Origin of the sequence: Desulfocicer vacuolatum DSM 3385 (genome assembly GCF_900176365.1) — a bacterium.
In the GTDB taxonomy this organism is placed as follows: Bacteria; Desulfobacterota; Desulfobacteria; order Desulfobacterales; family Desulfobacteraceae; genus Desulfocicer; species Desulfocicer vacuolatum.
On sequence record NZ_FWXY01000026.1, the window covers coordinates 1 to 24,664 of the forward strand.

At 48.3% G+C, this 24,664-nt stretch carries 19 protein-coding genes and 1 riboswitch; of the genes, 7 read left to right on the forward strand and 12 right to left on the reverse strand.

Translation table 11 applies throughout. From position 1 onward, the window contains the following. On the forward strand, positions 1-684 hold a 684-nt coding region (locus B9A32_RS17890), incomplete at its 5' end, for a FumA C-terminus/TtdB family hydratase beta subunit (RefSeq protein ID WP_170923893.1). A 219-nt stretch (positions 685-903) separates the two neighbouring features. On the opposite strand, the gene B9A32_RS17895 is transcribed toward B9A32_RS17890, so the two are convergent. The 3 genes from B9A32_RS17895 to B9A32_RS17905 form a co-directional block, all read right to left on the reverse strand. Next, positions 904-1,563, reverse strand: coding sequence for a DsbA family protein (locus B9A32_RS17895; RefSeq protein WP_084071333.1), 660 nt, complete (start codon positions 1,561-1,563; stop codon positions 904-906). Positions 1,564-1,643: 80 nt separating this feature from the next. After that, the gene (locus B9A32_RS17900; protein WP_084071334.1) at positions 1,644-2,363 is read right to left on the reverse strand and encodes an ABC transporter permease; all 720 of its coding nucleotides are present in this window, start codon (positions 2,361-2,363) and stop codon (positions 1,644-1,646) included. Further along, positions 2,363-3,265, reverse strand: coding sequence for a LysR family transcriptional regulator ArgP (locus tag B9A32_RS17905; protein WP_084071335.1), 903 nt, complete (start codon positions 3,263-3,265; stop codon positions 2,363-2,365). Before B9A32_RS17905 ends, B9A32_RS17900 begins: the two co-directional genes overlap by 1 nt. 159 nt (positions 3,266-3,424) lie before the next feature. On the opposite strand from B9A32_RS17905, the gene B9A32_RS17910 reads away from it, so the two are divergent. The 3 genes from B9A32_RS17910 (at position 3,425) to B9A32_RS17925 (ending at position 6,610) form a co-directional block, all read left to right on the forward strand. Further along, positions 3,425-4,021, forward strand: a complete 597-nt coding sequence (locus tag B9A32_RS17910) for a LysE/ArgO family amino acid transporter (RefSeq protein ID WP_084071336.1) — start codon at positions 3,425-3,427, stop codon at positions 4,019-4,021. 255 nt (positions 4,022-4,276) lie between these two features. Beyond that, entirely contained in the window at positions 4,277-5,656 is a 1,380-nt protein-coding gene (gene iscB, locus B9A32_RS17915; RefSeq protein WP_269749040.1) for an RNA-guided endonuclease IscB, read from the forward strand. Positions 5,657-6,055: 399 nt separating this feature from the next. Next, positions 6,056-6,610 carry a rhomboid family intramembrane serine protease gene (locus tag B9A32_RS17925; protein WP_084071339.1) on the forward strand — a complete coding sequence of 185 codons (555 nt, stop codon included), beginning with the start codon at positions 6,056-6,058 and terminating at the stop codon, positions 6,608-6,610. Between the two features lie 219 nt (positions 6,611-6,829). On the opposite strand, the gene B9A32_RS17930 is transcribed toward B9A32_RS17925, so the two are convergent. Beyond that, a complete protein-coding gene (locus B9A32_RS17930; protein ID WP_232367225.1) occupies positions 6,830-7,183 on the reverse strand; it encodes a DsrE family protein in 354 nt (117 codons plus the stop codon). Between the two features lie 264 nt (positions 7,184-7,447). Between B9A32_RS17930 and B9A32_RS17935 the strand changes: the two genes are divergently transcribed. Continuing rightward, positions 7,448-13,399 (forward strand): Ig-like domain-containing alpha-2-macroglobulin family protein, encoded by a 5,952-nt coding sequence (locus tag B9A32_RS17935; protein WP_212638004.1) that lies wholly within the window; start codon positions 7,448-7,450, stop codon positions 13,397-13,399. After that, positions 13,396-15,777, forward strand: coding sequence for a transglycosylase domain-containing protein (locus B9A32_RS17940; RefSeq protein ID WP_084071342.1), 2,382 nt, complete (start codon positions 13,396-13,398; stop codon positions 15,775-15,777). The genes B9A32_RS17935 and B9A32_RS17940 overlap by 4 nt, the downstream gene beginning before the upstream one ends. Before the next feature lie 193 nt (positions 15,778-15,970). Here B9A32_RS17940 and B9A32_RS17945 read toward each other — a convergent pair whose 3' ends face one another. Continuing rightward, entirely contained in the window at positions 15,971-17,653 is a 1,683-nt protein-coding gene (locus B9A32_RS17945; RefSeq protein ID WP_084071343.1) for a vWA domain-containing protein, read from the reverse strand. Positions 17,654-17,864: 211 nt separating this feature from the next. On the opposite strand from B9A32_RS17945, the gene B9A32_RS17950 reads away from it, so the two are divergent. Further along, positions 17,865-18,347, forward strand: a complete 483-nt coding sequence (locus B9A32_RS17950) for a MaoC family dehydratase (RefSeq protein ID WP_084071375.1) — start codon at positions 17,865-17,867, stop codon at positions 18,345-18,347. A 384-nt stretch (positions 18,348-18,731) separates the two neighbouring features. Here the strand turns inward: B9A32_RS17950 and thiD are convergent, their stop codons facing one another. The 7 genes from thiD to B9A32_RS17990 all read right to left on the reverse strand — a co-directional run bounded on the left by thiD (position 18,732) and on the right by B9A32_RS17990 (position 24,564). Further along, the gene (thiD, locus tag B9A32_RS17955) at positions 18,732-19,541 is read right to left on the reverse strand and encodes a bifunctional hydroxymethylpyrimidine kinase/phosphomethylpyrimidine kinase (RefSeq protein ID WP_084071344.1); all 810 of its coding nucleotides are present in this window, start codon (positions 19,539-19,541) and stop codon (positions 18,732-18,734) included. Between the two features lie 72 nt (positions 19,542-19,613). Continuing rightward, positions 19,614-20,225, reverse strand: a complete 612-nt coding sequence (gene thiE / locus B9A32_RS17960; RefSeq protein WP_084071345.1) for a thiamine phosphate synthase — start codon at positions 20,223-20,225, stop codon at positions 19,614-19,616. Between the two features lie 13 nt (positions 20,226-20,238). Beyond that, a complete protein-coding gene (gene thiM, locus B9A32_RS17965; RefSeq protein WP_084071346.1) occupies positions 20,239-21,036 on the reverse strand; it encodes a hydroxyethylthiazole kinase in 798 nt (265 codons plus the stop codon). An 85-nt stretch (positions 21,037-21,121) separates the two neighbouring features. After that, entirely contained in the window at positions 21,122-22,030 is a 909-nt protein-coding gene (locus tag B9A32_RS17970; protein ID WP_232367226.1) for an ABC transporter substrate-binding protein, read from the reverse strand. Between the two features lie 375 nt (positions 22,031-22,405). Beyond that, on the reverse strand, positions 22,406-23,149 hold the full coding sequence (locus tag B9A32_RS17980; RefSeq protein ID WP_232367227.1) for an ABC transporter permease: 744 nt from the start codon (positions 23,147-23,149) through the stop codon (positions 22,406-22,408). After that, positions 23,146-23,883 carry an ABC transporter ATP-binding protein gene (locus B9A32_RS17985; RefSeq protein ID WP_084071349.1) on the reverse strand — a complete coding sequence of 246 codons (738 nt, stop codon included), beginning with the start codon at positions 23,881-23,883 and terminating at the stop codon, positions 23,146-23,148. Before B9A32_RS17985 ends, B9A32_RS17980 begins: the two co-directional genes overlap by 4 nt. 277 nt (positions 23,884-24,160) lie before the next feature. Next, positions 24,161-24,273: riboswitch (TPP riboswitch) on the reverse strand. A gap of 57 nt (positions 24,274-24,330) precedes the next feature. Then, positions 24,331-24,564 (reverse strand): glutaredoxin family protein, encoded by a 234-nt coding sequence (locus B9A32_RS17990; protein WP_084071350.1) that lies wholly within the window; start codon positions 24,562-24,564, stop codon positions 24,331-24,333. Between the last annotated feature and the right edge of the window lie 100 nt (positions 24,565-24,664).

The following is a 24,664-nucleotide window of genomic DNA, read 5'->3' on the forward strand; positions in this document are numbered from 1 at the left end:
CCTGTGGGCATTGGTGTCAGTTGCAGTGCCGATCGTCAAATCAAGGGCAAGATCACCCGGGATGGGATTTTTCTGGAGCAGATGGAAGAAAATCCGGCAAAATATCTTCCCAAGGGAGAGCCTGAGATGGCCGAGGCTGTGCGGGTGGATCTTAACCGGCCCATGGATGAGATCCGGGCCCAGCTGAGTCAGTATCCTGTGTCCACACGCCTGTTACTCACCGGCAAGATCATTGTGGGGCGGGACATTGCCCATTCCAAGTTCAAAGAGAGACTGGACAGCGGCAAGGGATTACCCGATTACATCAAAAATCATATCATCTACTATGCCGGGCCAGCCAAAACACCGGAAGGCCAAGCCTCCGGCTCCTTTGGTCCCACCACCGCCGGTCGCATGGATCCCTATGTGCCCATTTTTCAGAAAGAGGGTGGGTCCATGATCATGCTGGCCAAGGGCAACCGGTCCCGGCAGGTCACCGATGCGTGTAAGGAATATGGTGGATTTTATCTGGGCTCTCCAGGTGGTCCTGCGGCCCGTCTTGGTAAGGATTTCATCAAAAAAGTTGAATTGGTGGAATACGAAGAATTGGGCATGGAAGCGGTTTTCATGATGACTGTGGAGGATTTTCCCGCCTTTATCATCGTGGATGACAAGGGCAATGATTTCTACAGCAGCCTTACCTGAGCTAACCTGTAAAAATTTGGCCCACGATTTTTGAACCAATAAAACATTTACAGAACCAACCCGAATATTTACATATTAATAGCAAGAACAATAAGGAAATAAGATCTTATTGATTTACCGCTTTTGAAATCCAGACATCCATATTCTCTCTGCTCTGCATTCCTTAAGCGGTAAATCAAACATCCCCGTTTTTTTCAAACTCCGGGCATGGTTTTCTTTTCACAGTACAGGCAGCATTTCCCCTGCGGACATATCGCCTCTTACCCAGGACTGTATCTGCGCCATTAAAGGCGCACAGGCTCTTGTTCCCTGGTTCAACACCTTTGCACCGGATTCATCCATGGCCACAAGCGCAGGAAATGCCCTTACCCCGAGATCTGCAACCTTGTCCATTCCTTTATAAACCTGGTCTTCGGTGTCTTTGTGCCTGAATTTTTCAATGAAAAAGGATGCTTCAATGCCAACTTCACAAGCAATATCACAAAGCGTTGTTTCATGGGCAATATCTTTTAACTCTTCATAAAAAGCTTTATGCACACGCTTATAAAAGGAGTAAGCCAGCTCTTCATCAATGGACTTTACACACATAAAGGCACGGCATGCAGGATCTGAGATATAGGGCATTTCACGGGCATCATCTATCTTTTCAAAGGCTTTTATATATTTACCTGTTTTTGATTCCACCTCTTTCCAGTTTTTCTTTAACAGGCGTTTCATGGCTGCATTTATTTTTACATCCCTGTTGATAACAAGGCCGCCCATATAATAGGAAAAGCCAACCTTCCCCCAGAACTCTTTTTTGATCATCTCAAAGGTTTCAGTAAAGGCATAACACCAGGAACAAACCGGATCTCCAACATATATTATTTGCTTATTCATCAAATTCTCCACACAATTTCAATTCTCGTACCGCCCTTCTGCCTCTCTGTTTCAGGAGGCTCGGTTGCCTTCAGGGAAAATCATTTCTTTGACGCCACAACTCCCGCCCCTGCCAATCCAAGAAAACAGGCCGCAGAAATACCCGCAGCCCCAAAAATCATGCACATCACCATGATCTGATACCGGGCTGCAATCAGGGGGGATACCCCGGACAAAATCTGCCCTGTCATCATACCGGGAATGGACACAAGACCCACGGCAAACAAAGAATTCACAATGGGGATCAAGGCTGCCTGAAGCGCTATTTTGCGTGCCTCCGCAAGGGGGACGGAACGATTAAGTTCTGCATACAATCGTTCTGCGGCAAGGCTGACACTGTTCATGGAATTGGAAAAGATCATGCCTGCCAGGGGCACCATATAGCGGGGAAAATACCAGGGGTCAAGGTTTAACACCCATTGAGAAATAATAAACAAAACAGTTCCACCCCCCAGGGCAATGGCAAAAAAGGCATTATAAAACAAGGTCCGGCGCCGGGTCTTGACCATTCTTAGAGCTATCCAACTGGATGAAACCAGCATCACCATTAAAATAATCAGAATAATCATGGCATTGTCAGAGTCAAAAATATAGGTCAAAAAATAGCCCACCAGCAACAATTGGCCCAACATCCGGGACACTGCATAAAATGCAGACTTTGTATTTAAAGACCATTTGAAAAGAATGACAAGAATCACGGCAACGGGAATAAAAGCGATCATGAGATGGGTCAGAGAAATTGTCTGTATGGTATTGTTCATTATAATTTATCCAAAATAAAGTTATTGGTGGAAAGCCCTTTTTCCAGGCACCGGGTCAAGGCTTCAATCATGGGAGAAGAGATATTCCAGCGATGCCAGTAAAGCCTCACCCGAACATGTTCATGGGGGCACAGGTTCACAAGGGTCCCTTTATCCAGCATTTCAGAACTTTGTTGATCCGGTAACATCCCATACCCAAACCCCGATGCAATGGCCCAGGCAAATTGTTCCGAGGACGGTACAAAATGACTTGAAATATGAAAATGATCTTCCTTAAAAATTTTAGATAACATGGTGGTATGCAATTTATCCCTGCTGTTGAAAATCACCGCCGGGACCTTGTCCATGCGCTCCCGATCCAGACCATGGGGAAACCATTTTTTGGCAAATGCCGGAGTGGCCACCAGGCGGTAGTCCATGATTCCAAGGAAAGAAATTTTACAACCCTGTACCGCTTCCGACCGGGAACTGATGCAGCCGAGCACCTGGCCGTCGCCTAAAAATTGATGGGTCTGGTCCTGATCATCCACCCGTAAATCCAGGACCACAGAATGTTGGGACAAAAACGGGGCAATACACGGCAAAAACCAGGTGGCAAGGGAATCTTCGTTCAATGCAATGGCAAGGGAGACAAGATTTTCCTTGGAACCGGGGCTCATTTCCCGGGTGACATCACTTTCCAGCTGTTTTACCTGGAGAAAATGTTTTAATATGCGCTGCCCCGCCGGGGTGGGCATGGGGGGTGTTGTCCGCATGAGCAGTACCTGGCCCATGTGCGCCTCAAGAAGTTTTACCCGCTGGGATACAGCAGATTGGGTTAAATGGATACTTTTGGCGGCTTTGTCAAACCCGCCCTCCCTGATGACAGCTTCAAATGCTTGTAAAAGTTTATAATCAAACATCCCTAATTATTAGCACAATTAATCCATAATTAAATCAATTAATTTTATTTATTTAAAACCGTGTGCTATATCGCGTTATGTGTTTGTCTGCATGTTCATACGTGTAACTCAGAAATATTGACAATTTCCAACATTAATAAAACAATAAGGAGATAAATTATGTGGGGTCCGTTTTTCCAGGGAATGGGTGTCAGTGGTGGATTGATTGTGGCCATTGGGGCACAAAATGCCTTTGTGCTTTCTCAAGGGGTCAGAAAAAATCATCATCTGCTCATTGCACTCATGTGCAGCATCTGCGATGCCCTGCTCATCACCATTGGGATTTCCGGTGTGGGCACCGTGATTGCATCCTCTCCCAAGCTGGCAGCAGCAGGGGCCTGGGGGGGCGCGGCATTTCTGTTCTGGTATGGTTTCAAGTCTTTTCAGTCAGCCAAACAAGGCAATGTGCTAAGTGCAGAACAAAAAAAGTGCAGCCTTCGCACTGCCATTGCCACCACCATGGCAGTGACCTGGCTCAATCCCCATTGTTATATTGACACCTTGCTTTTGATCGGCAGTATCGGTGGACAGTTCAATGGTCAGGGTCGTCTTTTTTTCGGGGTGGGTGCGGCATCGGCATCTTTTCTGTGGTTTTTTTCTTTGAGTTTTTGCGGGCAGATGCTGGCACCTGTTTTTAAGAACCCCACGGCCTGGAGAATTCTGGATACCATCATTGGTCTTATCATGTGCAGTATTGCCGTTAGCTTGATCATGTAAAATCAATGACAAAAACGACGTCAACAACCCCTGAGCTAAAGACTCAGGGGCTTGCAAGGCAACTTGTAAGCCCGGTTGATTAGCCTAAGCCCCAGAAAACTTGGTGGCTACGTTACATTGGAATATATAGTCATCCCAAGGCACTCCACACGCCGAAGGCTCTGAGATCAGTGTTTAAACATCTCTGAGGGTAGGAGAAGTGATGCTGATATTGTAAACCCGTTGTAACATTGGCGAAGTGGATCACTCACGTATGTGAGGGCAGGACTTGAGAGTCTCTGCCAAATTCTAACACAAGGATTTAATTTGCACGTATTTGTTAAAAACATGAGAGGGGAGGCTTTAATGCCAACTTCCCCACGGAAAGCAAGGGTATTGATAGCTCATGGGAAAGCTAAAATTGACAGCTATCGACCTTTCACTATTCAATTATGTATTGCCACCGGAGAATCCAGACAAGATTTAACATTGGGGGTGGATGCAGGGTATGCCACCATTGGCTTTTCAGTGATTGATAGCACAAAGGAGTTGTTCGCCTGTGAAATCGAGTTGCTGAAAGGTCAGGTTGAAAGAAATAACAAAAGGCGCATTTACCGCAGACAAAGAAGATCCAGACTTAGATACCGTAAAGCCAGGTTTGAGAAACAAAACAAGCCGGAAGGGTGGTTGGCTCCCAGTATTCAGCATAAGCTTGATACCCATATCAAATTTATTCACCGATTACAGTCAATAATGCCAATAACTGAAACCATAATTGAAGTAGCAGCTTTTGATATTCAAAAAATTAAAGCCAATGGCGAGATTGAAGGTAAAGAGTATCAAGAAGGTGAACAACTCGGATTTTGGAATTTGCGTGAATATATTTTGCATCGGGATAATCATAAATGTCAGCATCTGGACTGTAAAAACAAAGCAAAAAGTCCGATCCTGGAAGTTCATCATATCGGATTCTGGAAAAAGGATCGAACAAACAGGCCCGGGAATCTCATAACGCTATGCACTAAATGCCATACAGCTCCAAGGCACAAAAAGAATGGCTCTTTGTATGGATGGGAACCCAAAGTTAAAACATTCAAACCTGCAACCTTTATGTCCATGATACGCTGGAAACTTGTTAATGCTTTACAATGCGATCATACATATGGACATATTACAAAACATAATCGGATAAGACTGGATCTTCCCAAGACCCATTTTAATGATGCTTTTTGTATAGCAAATGGCCAACATCAAACAAGGGCAATCCCTGTGTTCTTTCAACAAAAACGTAAGAACAATAGATGCCTTGAAAAATTCTATGATGCAAAGGTCCTTGATATCCGAACAAACAAAATAGTTTCCGGCAATGATCTTAATAATGGGCGAAGAACTCGAAACAAGAACTTGAATGGTGAAAATTTACGGAAGTACCGTGGCTTGAAAAAGTCCAAGGGAAGACGTCAAGTCCGAAGGCAGAGATACAGTATCCGGCCCCATGACATCGTTGAGTTTGATGGTTCTATTTATAAGGCAGTGGGTGTCCAAAACAAAGGTACTTATTTGAAAATCACAAATGGTGTTAAGACGGTTGTGAAAAATATTAAGCACGTTAAAACCATTTTTCATCAAAAAACATTAATGTATGTATCTCGTTGAATTTATTCAAAATACGACAAGTTTTATGTTTCGCAAAAATGAGAATTTTTATTAGTAATTTCAAGTTGTTATGGCTAAATGTAAGAATGGAATTTTAAAATACAACAAAAGACTTATGGATTATCAACGAAAAAATCATTCAAAGTTTTTGATTATTTATCACATTATTTTTGTTGCTCAATCGGAAATGCTTCCATTGATGCCGTAAGGAAATATATTGAATCTCAGGGTTAGCGAGTCCGGCAATTCATCCCCTGAGCTAAAGACTCAGGGGTTTTCTTGCCGGTTTTCTATAAAAAAATTGATAGCTCTTTTTGTAGACATTGAATACAATGGCCCTGTCCGTGATGAATGGGCAAACTCTCACCATCAAGAGATCAAGAGATCAAGAGATCCCCAATGAAAATAAAATACAATGCCCCGGTTATTTTGACTTATTCTATTTTGTCCATATCTATTCTGGCCTTTTCCGGTAACGGACTGCTGGCTGGATATTTTTCATCCCCTGCACACTTATCCCTTTTCAACCCCTATTTTTATTTCAGATTACTCTCTTATATCGCAGCCCATGGCAGTTGGTCCCATCTCATGGGAAATTTCATGATTATCCTTCTTGTGGGTCCTTTGCTTGAAGAAAAATACGGTTCTATCACACTATTGGAAATGATTTTCATCACTGCCATTGCCACAGCTCTATTAAATGCAGTTTTATTTTCCACCTCCCTTATTGGCGGCAGCGGCATTGCCTTTATGCTGATCCTCTTGAGTTCATTTTCCAATATCCGATCAGGGGAAATCCCTTTGACATTCATCCTTATTTCCATACTTTACATTGGCAGCGAAGTGCTTTCCATACTAAAAGTGGACCAGATTTCCCAATTCAGCCATCTGGCTGGCGGGTTTATCGGAGCTGGATATGGGTTTATCCGAGGGGGAAGGACAAAACAAGAATAACCTGTTCCTCTTCACCATAGATCGAAATTTCTCAATTTACCGAATCCAGGGAAGAAAGAAGTTCAAGGTCATTTTTTAAAAGACGGGTCACAGGGTTTGGGATAATTCTCTCTGAAAGTCATTTTTCCCCTGCTGAACATGGACCGCTGAAATAAAAAAAAGGGCTTGGTCATAACGTGGCCCAGCTTATGACCAAGCCCCGAAAAACTCAGGTATTAATTAAAAGTTAAACACCTTTGCCTCGGCTGCCATATCAATGAGATGGGGGCCGCCATCCAGCTGCATATTACTGAAAAAAGAAGCTTCATCAAGTTTACGATTTTTGGCACAAGGGGTACAGATACCCGTGGTTACTTCGTTTTCCACCAGATAGGGAAGATAATCTGCCGGACAGTCCCCTGTAACCGTTTTGATGCTCAAGTCTCTATCGTTATTGGCCCACATAACCCCCTCATCAATGAAAAACATATCCACATGGTGTCCCTTTGAATGGGCAATTTTGGCAAACTGAAAACATCTTGTGGCAGCTTCGTTGTCATCTTTACTGAGAACAAACAAAAAATTTTGCATCATCTAATTCCTTTTTGATTGTAACCGGCCACAAATCTCTGGTATTTAAACATGCAGGAAATGCCAAAATAAGAGAATTAATTTTCCTTGAACCAAATAATTTCCAACCCGTTACCATGCGTTTATGATTGTTATTTATGGGCTAATTCTCATTTCTATTGATACTTTTTAGTCAAGCAATTCATACATGTCAAGGTCAAAATTTTTTCAATATCTGCTGGAGGTTCCATGCAAAAAAAATATGCCTTAACCATGCTGTCAATTATTATGTTGATAACACTCCTCATGCCTGCCACGGGCAAGGCCGGCCCTTTACAAATATCCAATATCACCCCGGGGGGAGACAATGTCCCGTCCCAGCGCCAGATTGTAATCCAGTTTGACCGGGATATGGTGCCCCTGGGAGCCATGGAACGCTCCAAAGATGAGATACCCGTCACCATCACCCCTGATGTGAAAGGTCAATGGCGATGGCTGGACACGTCGGCCCTGGCCCTGCAGCTGGATGAATCCCAGACCCTGGAGCCTGCCACCCGGTACACCCTTGTCATAAATCCCGGCATCACGGCCCTGGACGGTTCAACATTGACAGATTCTGTCACCCATACCTTTACCACCCAACGCCCCCGGATCTCCTGGGTGAACTTCCAGACCTGGCGCTCCCCTGGAACCCCGGTGATGGGCCTGCATTTTAATCTGCCTGTCACCCCGGACTCTGTAAAAGCATGCATAAAATTGATCCGGAAAACCGATGGTAAAGAGATGTCACCTGTGCGGGTAGAACCCCACCCCAAAAACAGATCCGGTCGTATCTGGTGGATCAGCCCGGCAACGGAGCTGCCCATGGATACGCCCATGGTGGTGTGGGTATCTCCCGGTATTGTCTCCACCCGGGGATCGGAACCGGGCACAGAAAAAAGAGTGGTGGTGAAATTTCATACCTTTCCGGAATTTCAATTTCTGGGATTGCGCTGCTACACGCTACGGGGGGAAAAACCCATTCTTATCACCCCGGATCAGTTTAAAGACATTTCAAATTCAACCCCGCCGGGGGATACCCCTCCACCTGGCATACATCCCCTTGCAAATCCCGACACTTACACAGAGCTTGTCTTTACCGCTCCTGTGGCTTTTCAGGAGATCAGGGATCAAGTAATTATCACCCCGGACCTGGCCGGAAATCGTGAAGATTATGATCCCTGGGCCAACAACTACACAGGATCACTTCTGAGAACCCGGCACCATAAAAATGCCCAATATTCAATTTCACTACCCGATGATCTCACCCCATGGCATCGCTATCACTTAAAAGAGACAAAAAACGGCATAAGAGATGCCTTTGGCAGATCCTTATCAAAATCCATCAACTTTACCTTTTTCACCGACCACCGCAAACCCAATTATCAGCTGCTGCACCCCACCGGCGTTCTGGAAAAAGATCTCGATTCCCGGTTGCCCATGGCAGTGACCAACATGGAAAGCATTAAATTTTCTTTCCAGACCATCACAGCCCAAACAGACCATGAAGATTCACCTTCCCATCAGACAAATGTTGAAAAAGGCACCCACCCCAAAGCATCATCCACTGATAACCCATCCGGTACCCTTACCAAAAATCATCTCATGGCCCGGGATATCACCTATCACACCCCCATGGGGGTCCGGGAAATGCTGGATGGCCGCACCGGAGCTGTGTATGGAAGGATAAAAGATACAATCCCTGCCGTAAAAAAACATAAGTCTGAACAACATTTTTTTGCCCAGGTGACCCCCTGGCAGGTCCATGCCAAAATCGGTCATTTTAACTCATTGGTGTGGGTCACCAACCTTGCCACAGGTTTGCCCGTGCCCGGGGCAAGGGTGAGTATCCATAAAGATGACATAAAAAACCTCACCCGCAACACCGGCCCCCTGGCCCGGGAAATAACCAATGACAGCGGCATTGCCCTGCTGCCCGGCATAGTCACCCTGGACCCGGATCGAACCACCTTTAACCGATGGTGGGAACAAGGAAATGATCACCGGCTTTTTGTAAGGGTGGAACAAAACAACGACATGGCCCTGCTGCCCCTGAACAATCGTTTCAACATTGACACCTGGCAGGTGTCAGGAGAGGCCTTTGATTCGCGCATGGCAATCCGTCACGGTCACATCAATACCTGGGGCACCACAGCCCAGGGAATCTACCGGGCCGGGGATACCATGCAGTACAAAATTTATGTCCGGGACCAGGACAATACCCGGTTGATTACACCGCCCAAAAGCGACTATACCCTGACCCTTATTGATCCTTCCGGTAAAACCGTGCTCACCCGGGAACATGTCACCCTGTCCCGGTTTGGTGCCATCCATGGCGAATATACCGTGCCCCAAAACGGCAGCGTGGGATGGTACCGGTTTGAACTGTCTGCAAAATTTACCCAACAACGCTGGACGCCCCTGCGGGTGCTGGTCAGTGATTTTACCCCATCCCCGTTCAAGGTCACCACAGAACTCAACGGCAATGCCTTTAAAATGAGGGATGGCCTCACCGTGACCTCCCGGGCAACCCTCCATGCCGGTGGTCCCTACATTGATGCCAATGCCCGGGTTGTCATTCAACTTAAGGAAAAAATATTTCGCTCTTCCCACCCTGTGGCCCAAAAATTTTCATTTTACAAGCCGTTTAAGGATGATGATGAAAAAAACGGCGGTGGATTTCCTTCCCTTGGCATGGTGCCTCTTCTGGAAAAAACCGATATTCTCAACAACCGGGGCACCCTGGAAAATACCATTCAACTGGATCAGCCCAATGTGGCATACGGAACCCTCACCGTGGAAAGTGCGGTGCAGGATGACCGGGGAAAATTTGTGGCAGCCGCCACCACGGCCCCTTATCTTGGCAGGGACCGGTTTGTGGGTCTTAAAAGCTCCAAATGGGTGTATGATGCCAATGAACCGGCCACCATGGAAACCCTTGTGGTGAATGACCGGGGTCATCCTGTGAGCGGAACCAAAATAAACATCCGGGTCCAGCGCCTGGAAACCAAAGCCACCCGGGTAAAAGGGGCAGGCAATGCCTATCTTACCCAATATCTTCACCGGTGGATCACCACCCATAACATGGAATTAACAGCCACCGGCAAACCACAACCCTTCTCATTTACCCCCCAGACCCCGGGGGATTATCGCATAACGGCCATGGTGGCCGATACCCAGGGAAGGCAGCACAGTTCCGGCATCACCACCTGGGTAACGGGCCGGGGCCATGTGGTATGGCAGGAACCCACCGATTATCGATTGCAGATTATCCCGGAAAAAGAGACCGTAAAACTGGGAGAAACGGCCCAATATTTCATTAAAAATCCATTTCCCGGGGCCCAGGCCCTGATCACCCTGGAACGATACGGCATCCTGAAACAATGGGTGCAAACCATGGACACCGCCACAGAGCTGATTGAAGTTCCGGTGTCAAAAGCACTTCAGCCCGGCTTTTTTCTCTCTGCCACCATTCTCTCCCCCCGGGTGGCCAAACCATTGGGAAAAAACCAGGTGGATCTTGGAAAACCCGCCTTTCGCACAGGGTATGTGGAAACACGGGTCATTGATCCTGGCAAAGGCATGAAAGTAACCGTGGCCACCCACCAAAAGGTTTATAAGCCCGGCAATACGGTGACCATTGATATCAATGCCCAACTGCCGGACACCCGGGAAAATACACCGGTGGAATTTGCCGTTGCCGTTCTGGATGAGGCTGTATTTGACCTTATTGCCGGCGGCAGCGCCCATTTTGATGTCCGCAAAGGTTTTTACACACTGAATGGGCTGGATGTGAATAACTACAGTCTTTTAACCAACATTGTGGGCCGCCGCATGTTTGAGGCAAAGGGAGCCAATGTCGGAGGGGACGGCGGTGGCAGCGGTATTGGCATGAGATCCTTTTTTAAATTTGTGAGCTATTGGAACCCAAGCCTCACCGCCGATGACAAAGGCCATGCCCGGGCAACCTTTACCATACCGGACAATCTTACCGGCTGGCGCATTTTTGCCATGGCTGTCACCCCGAATGACATCATGGGCCTGGGAGAAGGTCAGTTCAAGGTGAACCGTCCCACAGAGGTGCGTCCTGTGATGCCCAATCAGGTCACCTCCGGCGATACCTTCCAGGCAGGGTTCAGCGTCATGAACCGCACCCCAGAGGATCGGAATCTTGTGGTGTCCATTTCTGTAAGCAGTGAGAACAGCTTTAAAAAAGATCTTTCCGGAAATGAGCACATCAACCACAATAACACCGGGGATGATGGTAATGAAAAGGCAAATACATACAAAACCGCCACAAAAAAGACCATTCACCTGCCCCCTTATAAGCGTAAAATGGTCTACCTTCCGGTGAAGACGGTTACCCCGGGTTCCCTGGAATTCAGGGTAACGGCCCGGGATGATGTGGATGCAGACGGTATCATCCACAAACTCAAGGTGAACCCCAAACAAAATAGTACCACCAGTGCCACCCACGGCATGGTCATGGACAACAGCCCGGTGACCATCCCCATACAATATCCAAAAAACATGGCCCCCCGCACCGGAAACACTCAGCTGGTTCTCTCCCCCACCCTGCTTGACAATGTGGATGGCGCATTTACCTATATGCGGGATTATGTTTACACCTGCTGGGAACAAAAACTCACCCGGGCCGTGATGGCCGGTCATTATAAGGCCATGGAAAATCGTCTGAAACAACGGATCACATGGAAGGATGCCGCAAATGTACCGGAAAAAATGCTGGCCCAGGCCCCCTCCTTCCAGGCACCCAACGGTGGCATGGCCTATTTTAAACCCGAGGATAGTCGGGTCAGCCCCTATCTGTCCGCTTACACAGCCCTGGCATTTGGCTGGCTTAAAGCCCAAGGATATCAACCGCCCCAATCCGTGGAAACCCGGCTCCATGACTATTTGTTAACCTTTTTAAGGCAAAGTATGCTGCCTGATTTTTACACCAAGGGCATGGCCGCCACGGTGCGGGCCGTTGCCCTGTCTGCCCTGGCCCGGGAGGGAAAACTCATCCCGGCGGACATCCGGCGGTATGAATCCCATGTAAAACGCATGAGCCTGTTTGGCAAGGCCCAGTTTCTCATGGCAGCCACCCGGATAAACGGTACAGAATCCATTGCCAAACGCACCTGGGAGATGATGTTATCCCAGTCTGTGCAGAGTGCCGGAAAAATCCGATTCAATGAAACCCTGGACAAGGTCAATGCGCTGCTATTGGAATCATCGGCCCGGACCCAGGGCGCGGTGCTGTCGGCCATGATTGCCTATGCCAACACATATCATCGGCAAAAGGAGATAAAAGATCTGCCCCTGAAGCTGGTGCGCACCATCACCCAGACCCGGCAAGCTTCAGGCACCTGGTACAACACCCAGGATAATATTTTCTGCACCAACGGCCTCATTGACTATGCCCGGGCCTTTGAAAATAAAACCCCGGACATGGAAATTCTGGCCCATCTGAATGAAACCCTGATGGGAAAAAATCGTTTCAAGGATATCAATGCCCCGGCCATCACCCTTGAGCGCCCGGTTAACGACCAGAACCCTGGACAAAGTGATGACCTTGTCATCCGGAAAATCGGCCCCGGCACCCTTTATTACAAAGCTGCCGTGAACTATGTATCCCGGGAAAAATCACCCCATGCCATTAATGCAGGTATGGAAATCCACAAGGAAATCAGTGTGGAACGGGAAGGGAAATGGCAGCTGTTAACAGATCCCCTTGAAATTCTCCAGGGCGAACTGGTGCGTGTGGATCTGTTCATATCCCTGCCGGGGGCTGGAAATTTTGTTGTGGTGGATGATCCCCTGCCCGGGGGGTTGGAGGCGGTGAACCGGGATCTTGCCACGGCTTCCAAGGTGGATGCCGGAAAAACAGGAGTAATCCACAGAGATAATGCCACTTCCCCGGAAGATACCCCATGGCCTCCCAAAGGTTCCAGATGGCATGACAAAGCCTTCCGGGATCGTTATTCTGTGTCCCAGTGGTATTTTTACCACCGGGAAATGAACCATGACGGGGTACGATATTATGCAGATCGCCTGCCTCCGGGCAATTATGTGCTCTCCTATACAGCCCAGGCCATTGCCCGGGGCAATTTTGCGGCCCTGCCCGCCCATATTCTGGAGATGTATGATCCGGATGTATTTGGAAAGAGTGTGGAAAAAACCCTTATTGTGGAAAAATGATAAATTCCATATCCAGAAAAAATATATTTATCTTTGCCTTCCTGTTAATCGCGGGGATTGCCATGATTGGGTTGGGGGTAAAGACCTGCATGGACATAAAACCCCTGCCCCGCTCTTTGTCCCATGTGACCGGGGTAATAAAAAAGCCCCGGCTTGTGGATCGCCACGGCATTGCCTTGACCACCACCTATACCGGAACCTGGAATTTCCATGACCAAAAACCATTGCACGATATGCCCTCTTTTCTTCAAAAGGCGTTTATCTTTTCCGAAGACAGGCGGTTTTATGATCATGGTGGGGTGGACTGGCTGGCCCGTTGCCATGCCCTGTTCCAGAACATAACAGCCGGCAGGGCCGTGCGGGGGGCCAGCACCATCACCGAACAGGTGGTGCGTTTGATTCATCCCAGGCCCAGAACTGTCTGGTCCCGCTGGATTGAAGGATTTGAGGCCCGGCAACTGGAAAAAACCAACACCAAGCTGGAGATCTTGTGCTTCTATCTCAACCAGGTACCCTATGCTTCCCATCGGCGAGGGGTTGCCCAGGCAGCCCGGTTTTATTTTGACCGGGATGTGGACTCCCTGAACCTTAAAGAAAGCATGGCCCTGGCTGTTTTGGTGAGAGCCCCGGATTATTATGATCTTTACCGCCATCCCGGACGAATAAAGGCCCCGTTAAAAACCCTTGCCACGGCAATGGAAAAGCAAAAAATTTTAACCCCCAGCCAATGCCGGACCATTGCAACACAAGCCTTTGAACTGAAACGCCCGGCATTGGCCATTAACGCACCGCATTTTGTCCGGTTTGTTTTAAATCATCACCATTCCAATAACGGAATATACCCTGAAAAAATACACACCACCCTGGACGGCGGCCTCCAAAAACAGGTACAGACCCTTCTGGATACAAACCTGGCATCCCACCGGGACAAAAAGGTTCACAATGGGGCCGCCCTGGTGGTGGATCACGCCACCGGCGAAATCCTGGCCTGGGCCGTGGGAGCGGACAAAGGAAAGCATCACCGGACGGACCACTTCTCCCGGCCCCGTTCAAATAAAAATCAGCAGCAGCCTGCAACAGCTGAATATCCCAAGCCACAAAAAATAAAAACCCATGGACAGGCCATCAATGCAGCCACGGCCCTGCGACAGCCCGGCTCTGCCATGAAGCCCTTTGTCTATGCCATGGCCCTGGAAAAGGGATGGACTGCTGCCACCCTGATCCGGGACAGTCCCCTGGCCGCCAGGGTGGGCATGGGGGTTCATGCCTACCATAATTACAGTGGGCACCACTACGGACCGGTGACATTGCGCAATGCCCTTGGTAACTCATTAAACATCCCTGCGGTGCGTGCCATTCAGTTTGTGGGGGTAAAAAAATATCTCATCCGGCTCCGCTCCCTGGGATTCACCACCTTGAATCAGCATCCGGATTTTTACGGAGACGGCCTGGCCCTGGGCAATGGCGAGGTCTCACTGTATGAACTGATCCAGGCATACACGGTGCTGGCCAACCAAGGCAGATTCATCGCCCTTCGTACAGTTTCAGGCAGACCCGTGCAGCACAATGAACAAATTTTTTCAAAGGAAGTAACCTCCCTCATGGGACACATATTGTCCGATGCCGGGGCCAGAACATTGGAATTCGGCCGGGGAGGTCTGTTAAATTTTCCCGTTCAGACGGCGGTGAAAACAGGCACTTCCAGCGATTACAAAGATGCCTGGGCCATGGGATATAACTGCAATTTCACGGTGGGGGTGTGGATGGGCAACCTTAATGGCAGTGCCACCAGGGGGATGACCGGCTCCCGGGGGCCTGCCTTTGTACTCAGAAGCATCTTTGCAAGGCTAAATCAGATGAAAGATACCCGGCCCCTTTACATGAGTCCACGGCTTGTGCAACAGGAGATTTCCATTGATCCCATGCCCCCTGGTCCTGGAAAAAATGTTTTATCAAAATCCAGTGAGAACAGGTCTGTAAGAACAGAATGGTTCATCCCGGGCAGTGCGCCTGTAAAGGAGATGCCACTGGCCATGGCCCCCCCCATAAAACGTGAAAAGCCCGAACAGGACCGTTCATCAGGATCAGAACCCTTCAGGTTTATTCAACCGTTAAACGGCATGTGCCTGGCCATGGACCCCAGAATCCCGGATGACCGTGAGGTGCTGGCATGCCAGGTGGCAGGAACAGGACCAAATGATGCCCTTGCCTGGTGTCTGGACGGCCGGCCACTTACCATAACCGGATCTCAATTTAACTGGCAGATTCAACCGGGCAGACATGTCCTTGAAATTGCCATGCGCCGCTCCACAGGACACGAAAAATTACCTGGAAAAAATAAAATTATAACAGATCGAGTTCAATTCCTGGTTAAATAATTTATCTTCATATAACCGCCACGGGCGGACCGTATTCTGATCCCGTTCCGCCCACAACAAAACTTGAAATACTCCCCGGATTTGCGGAGTATTTCATATAACGGGCATGTCCTGACGGACACAACGAATATTGAAAATGATATTATGCCCCTGGTTTGCGGAGTATTCCATATATTTTTTTTACATTGCGAAACTAAATTTCCATCTCTATCATCGTATGGGGAGGGATTTCAAAAGAATCAATCAAAGTCTGCCTTGTGGCATTGTGCTGATCTTCCCACCAATCCAATCGATATTTCCCAGGGGGCAAGGGCTGAGGAGCCCATGTCTCTTTCATTGTGATTTCATCATTTGATTTTAAATTCACAAATATAATAGCATAGGGTGCAGGTGTATCCGGTGTATAAATAAATTTGATTCCCGAATCAATGGAAACCGTTGTAAAACCGTGTTCCAGTACTTTAAATTTTCCCCATATCACGTCACTGTGATGATGCTCCGTGGGCCTGATGATCAGACGATAATCTCCCTGGGGAAGAAGCGAAGCATCCTCATGACGCCACTGTCCTACCAGTTGATTCGCTTCATTGAACACGGACATTTTTTTGAAGGACGATTCAAGCCACTCTGCCCGGACAACATGAACCCCCATATCCAGAAGAACATCATTCAGCCTGCCAGCTTCCAGATTTACTGCACCCATGTTCACCGTTTGTGATCCATGCTCACTCTGACGCCACAGCAAATCATATTCTCCGGCAGGTACCACTTGGGGAGAAAGGGTTTGAGAGAATCTGGCCACCACTGCCCCACCGTTTACCTGGGAAAGTGCCCACCATTTCGGGGTTTTAATGCCTTCTGGAAGATTAAGTCGAATACCGGTATCCAAAGGTAAAAATACTTTTTGTCGACTATTGACCGTAACAGTGGAAGTTAAATTCGTATCACTATGTCCGTGTTCACTCTGACGCCACATCACCTGGTATTCTCCAGGTTTAACCCGAAGGCTCTCTTTGTTTGACCTGGCAATGTTTTGCCCTGTTTCTGCATCAATCAAGGCCCAGTATTTCGGAGGCATGGATACCCAATCCGCTGGCTTTAAAATGACCGTTCCGGGTCCTGGTAGTTTCAGACGTTTAGATTTAGCTTCTTTTATTGTTATCTGTGCCGGTTCCGGCGGTTTGGGAAGTGGTGAATGTTCCAACACAGAGCCCTTTATCTGCTCAAGCGACGCTCTTAATTCTGTGGTGTTTTTCGCTGAAAAATACCCTCCATTTCCTGCATTTGCTATGCATTGCAGTTGATTTTCAGTTTCTCCCCCCACCTGGAAACCAATGACATGAACGGTAAGAGCAATACCCTTTTCCCTGAAACTATTGACCAATTCACAGGGGGTCCCCCCACACGTCTCCATTCCGTCACTGATCAGTACCACCGTTCCCGGATTTTCAAGTCTGGATAAAACCGCCACACCCTTTTCAAGGGCTTCGGCAATGGGGGTTTTCCCCTTGGGAATAAGATGAGAAAGTGCAGCATCTAATTTTTCACAAGATCCATCCATATCAGACACCATGGCAATATCACTACAGTCTCCTTTACGACTATGACCATAAGCCATCAAACCCATATTCATGTGGGATGGTAAGGTTGATACAAGTTCTTTCAAAAGCGTTTTTGCGATAACAATTTTAGGTTTTCCTTCCACTCGCCCCCACATGGACCCTGAACAATCCAAAATGAAAAGGACATTATCGTCAGAACAATATCCATGTGATACTTGGTTTAGAAGACCAATCGCCATTACCATCAGGACTGAAAAAACAAGAAACATTTTTTGCATAATTTTCCCCCATATTGATGTTATCCAGCAGGTCATACCTAAATTAAGCAACTATTATGCCTTAATTCACATTGTAAAACCCTCCTAAGGTGTACATATATTCAAATATTGTCAGCCATATTTTCATACAAAATATTTTGACATCAATTTAAAAATAGTCAAAACTTTTTCGGAATGCATGCCCCAATTTACTCATTTGCAATTTTTCACTCTTGATTTCTTAATTCACACAAGTTATTTTCATACAATGATACATCCAATGCGAAAAAAGGCCATAAACGGGCTTAAACCAAACGATGAATTCACCTATACAAGGACATTCACAGAAGCTGAAACTATGTCCTTTGGCGACCTCACCCGGGACTATAATCCTGTACACTACGATACCCGATGGACCGACACCAAAAGGTTTAAAGGTCTCATCTGCCATGGACTTCTCATTGGCGGCATGATCTGCGAATTCGGTGGACAGGTGGGATGGCTGGCCACGGGGATGAATTTTAAATTTATAGGTCCGGTGTATTTTAACGACACCGTAGAGTGCCGGGTCACCATCACCGATATCCAGGAAAACGGCCGTGCAGAAGCCGAGGCCGTTTTCACCAATCAGCATGGAACCATGGTGGGAAAAGCAAGCATGACAGGGCGCTTGCCTTTGGAAAAAGAAAAATCAATTCTGGAACAAATGGTGAATGAGGGCGACCCCACCAACAAACTTACCTTTGAATAACTGCCCGTGGCGGTTTTTATATGAAAAGGTGATGTTCAAGCACCCTCAGCAGAGCCCCCCCGAGGGGTAATAGGAACCGGCCAATCGAGCTGTCTACAGTTCCGGGCCGGGCCCATTACCCCTCGGGGGGGGCGGTATAATACCATTTTCTATATTCGTTGTGTCCATCAGGGCATGCCCGTTATATGAAATACTCCGCACATCAGGGGACTATTTCATATAAACCGCCACGGGCGGACCGTATTCTGATCCGGTTCCGCCCACAACAAAGCTTGAAATACGCCTCTGATCTGTGGAGTATTTCATATCCCCCCCCCATCAAGGCAAGGATTGATGCATCAAGGGAAAATAATTTATATCCCGCCACTTATCTGTTCCAAAAAATCAAGACCAGAATTTATAAAAATGGTGCACCGGGCCATGGCCTTTGCCGGTCTGATAATCAGCCCCGGCCCTGAGGGCATGGGTGATGTAAACCTTGGCCATTTTCACTGCCGGTTCCAGGGCCATGCCCCGGGCAAGATTGGCAGCAATGGCAGAAGACAGGGTACATCCGGTGCCGTGGGAATTTTTGGTATCAATGCGCTCCCCGGGCAAATCAACCATGGCCTGATTCTCTTTATCATACAAAAGATCGCCACTGTTGTTTCCGGTTAAATGTCCGCCCTTAACCAGCACATTGGCACATCCCAGTTCCGCAAGGTCCAGTGCTGCCTGCTTCATCTCTCCGGCTATTTCAACGGGCCGGTCCAGCATCACCGAGGCTTCGGGCAGATTGGGGGTGATCAGAGTGGCCAGGGGCACCAGGGTCTGTTTCAGGGCCTTTACCGCATCCTCCCGAAGCAATTTATCCCCGCTTTTGGAAACCATCACCGGGTCCACCACCACATTGGGGCATTTCCACTGGGCAAGTTTTTCTGCCACGGTTTCAATGACCTCCGGAGAGTGGAGCATGCCGATCTTAACGGCATCCACGCCAATGTCTTCCAGTACGGCATCCATCTGGGATGCAATAAATGCCGGGGATACCGGTAAAATATCGGTGACCACCCGGGTGTTCTGGGCCGTGAGGGCGGTGATAACGGACATGCCAAAGCAGCCAAGGGCTGAAAAAGTTTTAAGATCTGCCTGGATGCCAGCACCGCCACCGCTGTCTGAACCTGCAATGGTTAATACTCTGTGATAAGATTTCATAAATATATTGTTCCCTGCAATATTATGTTTTTTTTTAATGTTTGCCCAACGTTTTCATTCCGGACAGGCCCGTTATTGAAAACAGGCACAAAGAGCCCGGGTTGCGGCAAAAGGATCCGGAGCAGAACAGATGGCCGACACCACGGCAATGGAGCGGGCACCGGCCTGGATCACCGGGGCGATATTACCCTGATTCAAGCCCCCAATGGCCACCAGCGGATGACGGGAATATCCCTTGATACGTTCAAGGCCCTCCAGCTCCCAGGGTTCTTTGGTATCGGTTTTGGTGGGGGTGGAAAATACCGGACTGACCCCGATGTAATCCACATCCAGATCCTGGGCCTCAACAACATCTTCCCAGGTTTCAACGGAAAGCCCGATGATGGCCTTTGGTCCCAGAAGTTTTCTGGCATGGGCATAGGGCATGTCGCTCTGTCCGATGTGCACCCCATGGGCTCCGGCTGCCAGGGCAATGTCCAGCCGATCATTAATGATCAACGGCACCCGGGCCGGCGCAAGAATATTCTTCAAAGCCAACGCTCTATCCAGAAAGCTGCGGGTATCTATTGTTTTCTCCCGAAGCTGAACACAGGAAACCCCGGCATCCACGGCCTTTGCCACCACGGTTTCCAGGGGATGATGAATACAGGCGGCCTGATCTGTCACCAGATACATTCCCTCCATAATTTACGCCCTCCTATGCCTTGAAAAAAGCCTGGATATCGGTTTCACACAATTGATAAAGGGCATCAATGAAATTAACCTGAAGGCTGGCCGGTCCCTTGGCAGTTTCCGCAGCCATTTCTCCGGCAATCCCCATCACGGCCATGGCATGGGCTGTGGCCGGAAAAGGATCAGAATTTACAGAAGCAAATGCCCCGCAAAGGGCCGTGGCAGTACAGCCAAGACCTGTAACCCTGGGCATCATGGGATGTCCGTTTTTAACGGAAACCTGGGATTCTCCGGACACGATGTAATCTGTTTCTCCAGTGACGCACACCACGGCACCAAGCTCCCGGCTCAAAATCATGGCAGAATCAATGGCAAGATCTGATGTACTGGTGCTGTCCACACCTTTGGTGGCCACATCCCGATCACACAGAGCCATGATCTCTGAACCGTTTCCCCGGATGATTGTGGGAGGAGCGGTGTGGATCAACTCCCGGGCCGTCCGGGTGCGGTAGGAGGTGGCTCCCACCCCCACCGGATCCAGCACAATGGGGATATTCAACTCCTTTGCCCGGGCAGCAGCTATGAACATCGCCTTGATCCAGGCATCACTTAATGTGCCGATATTAATGACCAGGGCACCGGCAATACCAACCATGTCTGCCACTTCAGGCTCAGCATGGGCCATGACCGGGGAGGCCCCCAGGGCCAGCAGAGCATTGGCAGTGTTGTTCATCACCACATAGTTGGTGATGTTATGAACCAGAGGACTTTTTTTTCTTATAATATCAACATCATTCCAGATACCGGATGGATTTATCTGCATTTTATTTTCCTTTAATAAAATCGGGCCTGGCTGTAAAATAAAAATTAAAAAACACGACAACATCCCAGGCCTGTTTCAATATCTTCTATTTCCAGAGATGAATCAGATTGTTCACATCCACCCTGGTGGTGATGAGTCCATGGGCCAGGGCAAAATCTGCAAAGGCTTTCCATTTTGCCACATCATGGGAAGAAACAGCAGCAAAGTAGGGTCGGGTTAATTCAAAGGCCTGGGTTTCCATGGTTTTATCTGCCTGGGGCACGGCTGACAGATACAGAGCCAGGGCTTTTTCTGAATGATCCCTTGTGTAGACCTGGGCCTTATCAAGGGCCTTTACAAATCCATGAATTGCCTGGGATTTGTCTGCCAGGGCCTTGGGACCACATACAAAAATCAACTCTTCGTAATCCGGAATGCCCCACTTTTCCAGCTCAAAAAATCTGGCTGTATATCCCTGTTGGGCCATGCCCACGGTTTCATAGGTTTTAAAGGGTCCCATGACGGCATCCACTTTATTGGCAACCAAAGCCGGTAAAATGGTGAATCCCACATTCACCGGGGTGTAGTCTTTTATGTGGTTAATGTCGGCAAAGGCCTTTAACAATACATCCATGAGTCCGGGCACAGTGTAACCGATTTTTTTACCGGAAAGGTCGGAAGGATTTTTAATACCCTTGTTTTCCAGAAATAAAAGAGTGGTTAAAGGATGCACCACCAGGGGCGCCACAGCCTTGATGGAAAGTCCCTGGCTTGCGGCAATGATGGTCTGGGGCTGGTAGGAAACGGCCAGATCCACATTACCCGAGGCTGCCAGTTTCAGGGCATCGGCAGTGTCTGACGGGGTGATGATCTCAACCTCAATGCCGTTGTCGCTGAAATAGCCCATTTCCTGTGCCACATAAATGGGCAGGTGATCCACATTGGGAAACCAGTCCAGCATGAGGGTCAATTTTTCCGTGGCCCCCGGGGAGGAGGTAAACAATAGTGATGCCATAAGCATAAATGCGCAAAATAATTTTTTCATAATGTTAGTCCCTATGATTTGTTATCATTCATTCATTTCAAATAAAACCCACATGCCTGTAGGTACCAGCCACAACGAATAATGAAAAAGTAGTTGCTGTGAGCACCCAGAACCTAATACCCAGTACCCACTTTTTCATATAAACGGGCATGTCCTGTGGAACACAACAAATATAAAAAATGGTATTATACCGCCGCCCCCCCCGATGGGCAATGGGCCCGGACCGGAACTGTAGACAGCTCAATTGTCCGGTTCCTATTGCCCATCGGGGGGGCGGCTCTGCCTTAGCTTGCCTTGGAGGCTGCATTGTATATAACTGCCACCAATATAGTCTGCCGGTGGCAGTTATATCGGCTTCCATTTTATCATTTTTTTCTCAAGTATTCCCACCAGACTCCACATGACAAGTCCCATGGCCGAGAGCCATAAAATAACGGCAAACACCAGATCCACCTGGAGACGGGCATTGGATTGAATCATGAGAAATCCCAAACCTTGCTGGGCCCCCACCCATTCTCCAATAACGGCGCCAATGGTGGCCACAGATACTCCCACCCGCAGGCCTGCAAAAAACTGGGGCAGGGCCCAGGGCCAGTAAAGCAACATGAAGGTGTCATAAAAAGAGGCCCCCATGAGCCGGAACAACACCCGGTATTCCGGATCACAGTTTTTCAGCCCGGACAAGAGGCTCACTGTGATGGGGAAAAAAATAATAATCCAGGCCATGAACACCTTGGAGGCAATGCCATATCCCAGCCACACCACCAGAAGAGGCGCCAAGGCAAAAACAGGAATCGCCTGGGAAGCCACCAGAAAGGGAGACAACGCCTTTTCCAGTGGCGGTTTTGCAAACATGACAGTGGCAAGGGGAATGGCTGTACCCAGGGCCAGTAATATCCCCAGAATAATCTCAGCAAAGGTAATTGCCGCATGGGGCAGGATCAAAGATGCCCGACCCACAGCTGTGACAACTATGGTGGAGGGGGGCGGCAATATAAACACCGGTATCTCCATGAGCCGGACGGCACCCTCCCACAAAACCAGAATCACCGCCACCAGGGCCGGGGAAAGATAGTTAGATGGTCTCACCGGTGTGCTCCTTCTTGAAGTTGAGCCAACACCTTTTCTTTAATTTCAAGAAGTCGAGGATCGGTGAATTTCCGGGGTTTTTCCTGATCCAGGACAAAACGGTCTGTGATGACCATGGGTAAAGGGCTCAGAATATACACTTCATCGGCCAAAAGCAGGGCCTCTTCAATGTCATGGGTGATCATGAGAATGGTTTTGTTAAATTCTGTCTGGAGCAAAAGAAGAAGGGACTGCAACCGCCGCCGGGTAATGGCATCCAGGGCTGACAGGGGCTCATCCAACAGAATCAAATCCCGGTTGAACATCAGGGTTCTGACCAGTGCACATCGCTGACGCATACCTCCGGATACTTCGTTAGGCCTGTGGGATTCATATCCTTTAAGTCCCATGCGAGAGAAAAGATTTTCTGCCATGGTCGTCATGGCAGCAAGGGACTGATTCCCGATTTTGACAGGCAAAAGAGCGTTATCCAGAAGAGAAAACCATGGCAAAAGCAAATCTTTCTGCTGCATGTAAGCGGCATGGCAGCCCAAATGGGGCAACGCTTCCCCTTTCCAGGAAAGGGCCATCTTATCCAAAGAAATCACATTGGTAAGCCCGTCAAACAAGGTGCTTTTTCCACAGCCTGAAGGTCCCACAAGAACATTGAACTGCCCCTGGGCCACTGTCAGGTCAAACCGGGAAAAAATTGTCTGGCCCCCATATATTTTTGCTGCGCCTGAAATTTTAAGCATACATCCATTGGACCTGATTAAAAGGTGCTCTGCCCATGGCATTTTTATATGAAAAGGAAAACGCCAACCACCCTCAGCAGAGCCGCCCCCCCGACGGGCAATAGGAACCGGACAATCGAGCTGTCTACAGTTCCGGTCCGGGACCATTGCCCGTCGGGGGGGCGGCGGTATAATACCATTTGGCTCCGCGTCTACGACCCTATATTTGTTATGTCCGCCAGGACATGCCCGTTATATTAAAATCAAATTATTAAAAAAAGGGGGGGAACAAGGGAGGAAAATAAAAAAAGGACTTTCCTTCGCCAGAATTAACTGGATCAGGTTCCAGGAGTCGAGGCACAAACTAAGCCTCCTCTCAGCCGACTTTCACCGGCTCCCCCAGTCTGCCATTGCTTTTTGCACTGGTTTTTGTGAAATATCACGGGGACAACAAGGTGTCAATCCCGGTTATTTATTCTCATTCAACCAACCAATGATATCATCTGACTCATACAGGGCTGTTCCATCTATGATTAAACACGGTACCTGGGGTTTACCGCCGATATCAATCAAGGCCTGTCGATTCTCAGGGGAAAAATCCCGATCAGCCAGGGGAATGGTAATATCATTTTGCTTCATGAAATCAAGCACTTTTCTGCAATAGGGACAGGTGGGGGTCATGTAGAGTTTTAATTCAGCCATTTGAGTTCTCCCTTGGTAATTATTGTGGGTTAATCATGATCCTGATCCAGTCATCATAACGTTTCCCAGTGAATAATTCCAGTTCTGCAACATAAAGTTC

Coding starts and splice junctions, on each gene's coding strand:
- B9A32_RS17895 (WP_084071333.1), bottom strand. CDS start 1,563: ATGAATAAGCAAATAATATATGTTGGAGATCCGGTTTGTTCCTGGTGT.
- thiD (WP_084071344.1), bottom strand. CDS start 19,541: ATGAAATCTTATCACAGAGTATTAACCATTGCAGGTTCAGACAGCGGT.
- B9A32_RS17900 (WP_084071334.1), bottom strand. CDS start 2,363: ATGAACAATACCATACAGACAATTTCTCTGACCCATCTCATGATCGCT.
- B9A32_RS17945 (WP_084071343.1), bottom strand. CDS start 17,653: ATGACCTGCTGGATAACATCAATATGGGGGAAAATTATGCAAAAAATG.
- B9A32_RS17935 (WP_212638004.1), top strand. CDS start 7,448: ATGTTGATAACACTCCTCATGCCTGCCACGGGCAAGGCCGGCCCTTTA.
- B9A32_RS17990 (WP_084071350.1), bottom strand. CDS start 24,564: ATGGCTGAATTAAAACTCTACATGACCCCCACCTGTCCCTATTGCAGA.
- B9A32_RS17985 (WP_084071349.1), bottom strand. CDS start 23,883: ATGCTTAAAATTTCAGGCGCAGCAAAAATATATGGGGGCCAGACAATT.
- B9A32_RS17910 (WP_084071336.1), top strand. CDS start 3,425: ATGTGGGGTCCGTTTTTCCAGGGAATGGGTGTCAGTGGTGGATTGATT.
- B9A32_RS17940 (WP_084071342.1), top strand. CDS start 13,396: ATGATAAATTCCATATCCAGAAAAAATATATTTATCTTTGCCTTCCTG.
- thiE (WP_084071345.1), bottom strand. CDS start 20,225: ATGGAGGGAATGTATCTGGTGACAGATCAGGCCGCCTGTATTCATCAT.
- B9A32_RS17950 (WP_084071375.1), top strand. CDS start 17,865: ATGATACATCCAATGCGAAAAAAGGCCATAAACGGGCTTAAACCAAAC.
- thiM (WP_084071346.1), bottom strand. CDS start 21,036: ATGCAGATAAATCCATCCGGTATCTGGAATGATGTTGATATTATAAGA.
- B9A32_RS17970 (WP_232367226.1), bottom strand. CDS start 22,030: ATGGCATCACTATTGTTTACCTCCTCCCCGGGGGCCACGGAAAAATTG.
- B9A32_RS17925 (WP_084071339.1), top strand. CDS start 6,056: ATGAAAATAAAATACAATGCCCCGGTTATTTTGACTTATTCTATTTTG.
- B9A32_RS17905 (WP_084071335.1), bottom strand. CDS start 3,265: ATGTTTGATTATAAACTTTTACAAGCATTTGAAGCTGTCATCAGGGAG.
- B9A32_RS17930 (WP_232367225.1), bottom strand. CDS start 7,183: ATGATGCAAAATTTTTTGTTTGTTCTCAGTAAAGATGACAACGAAGCT.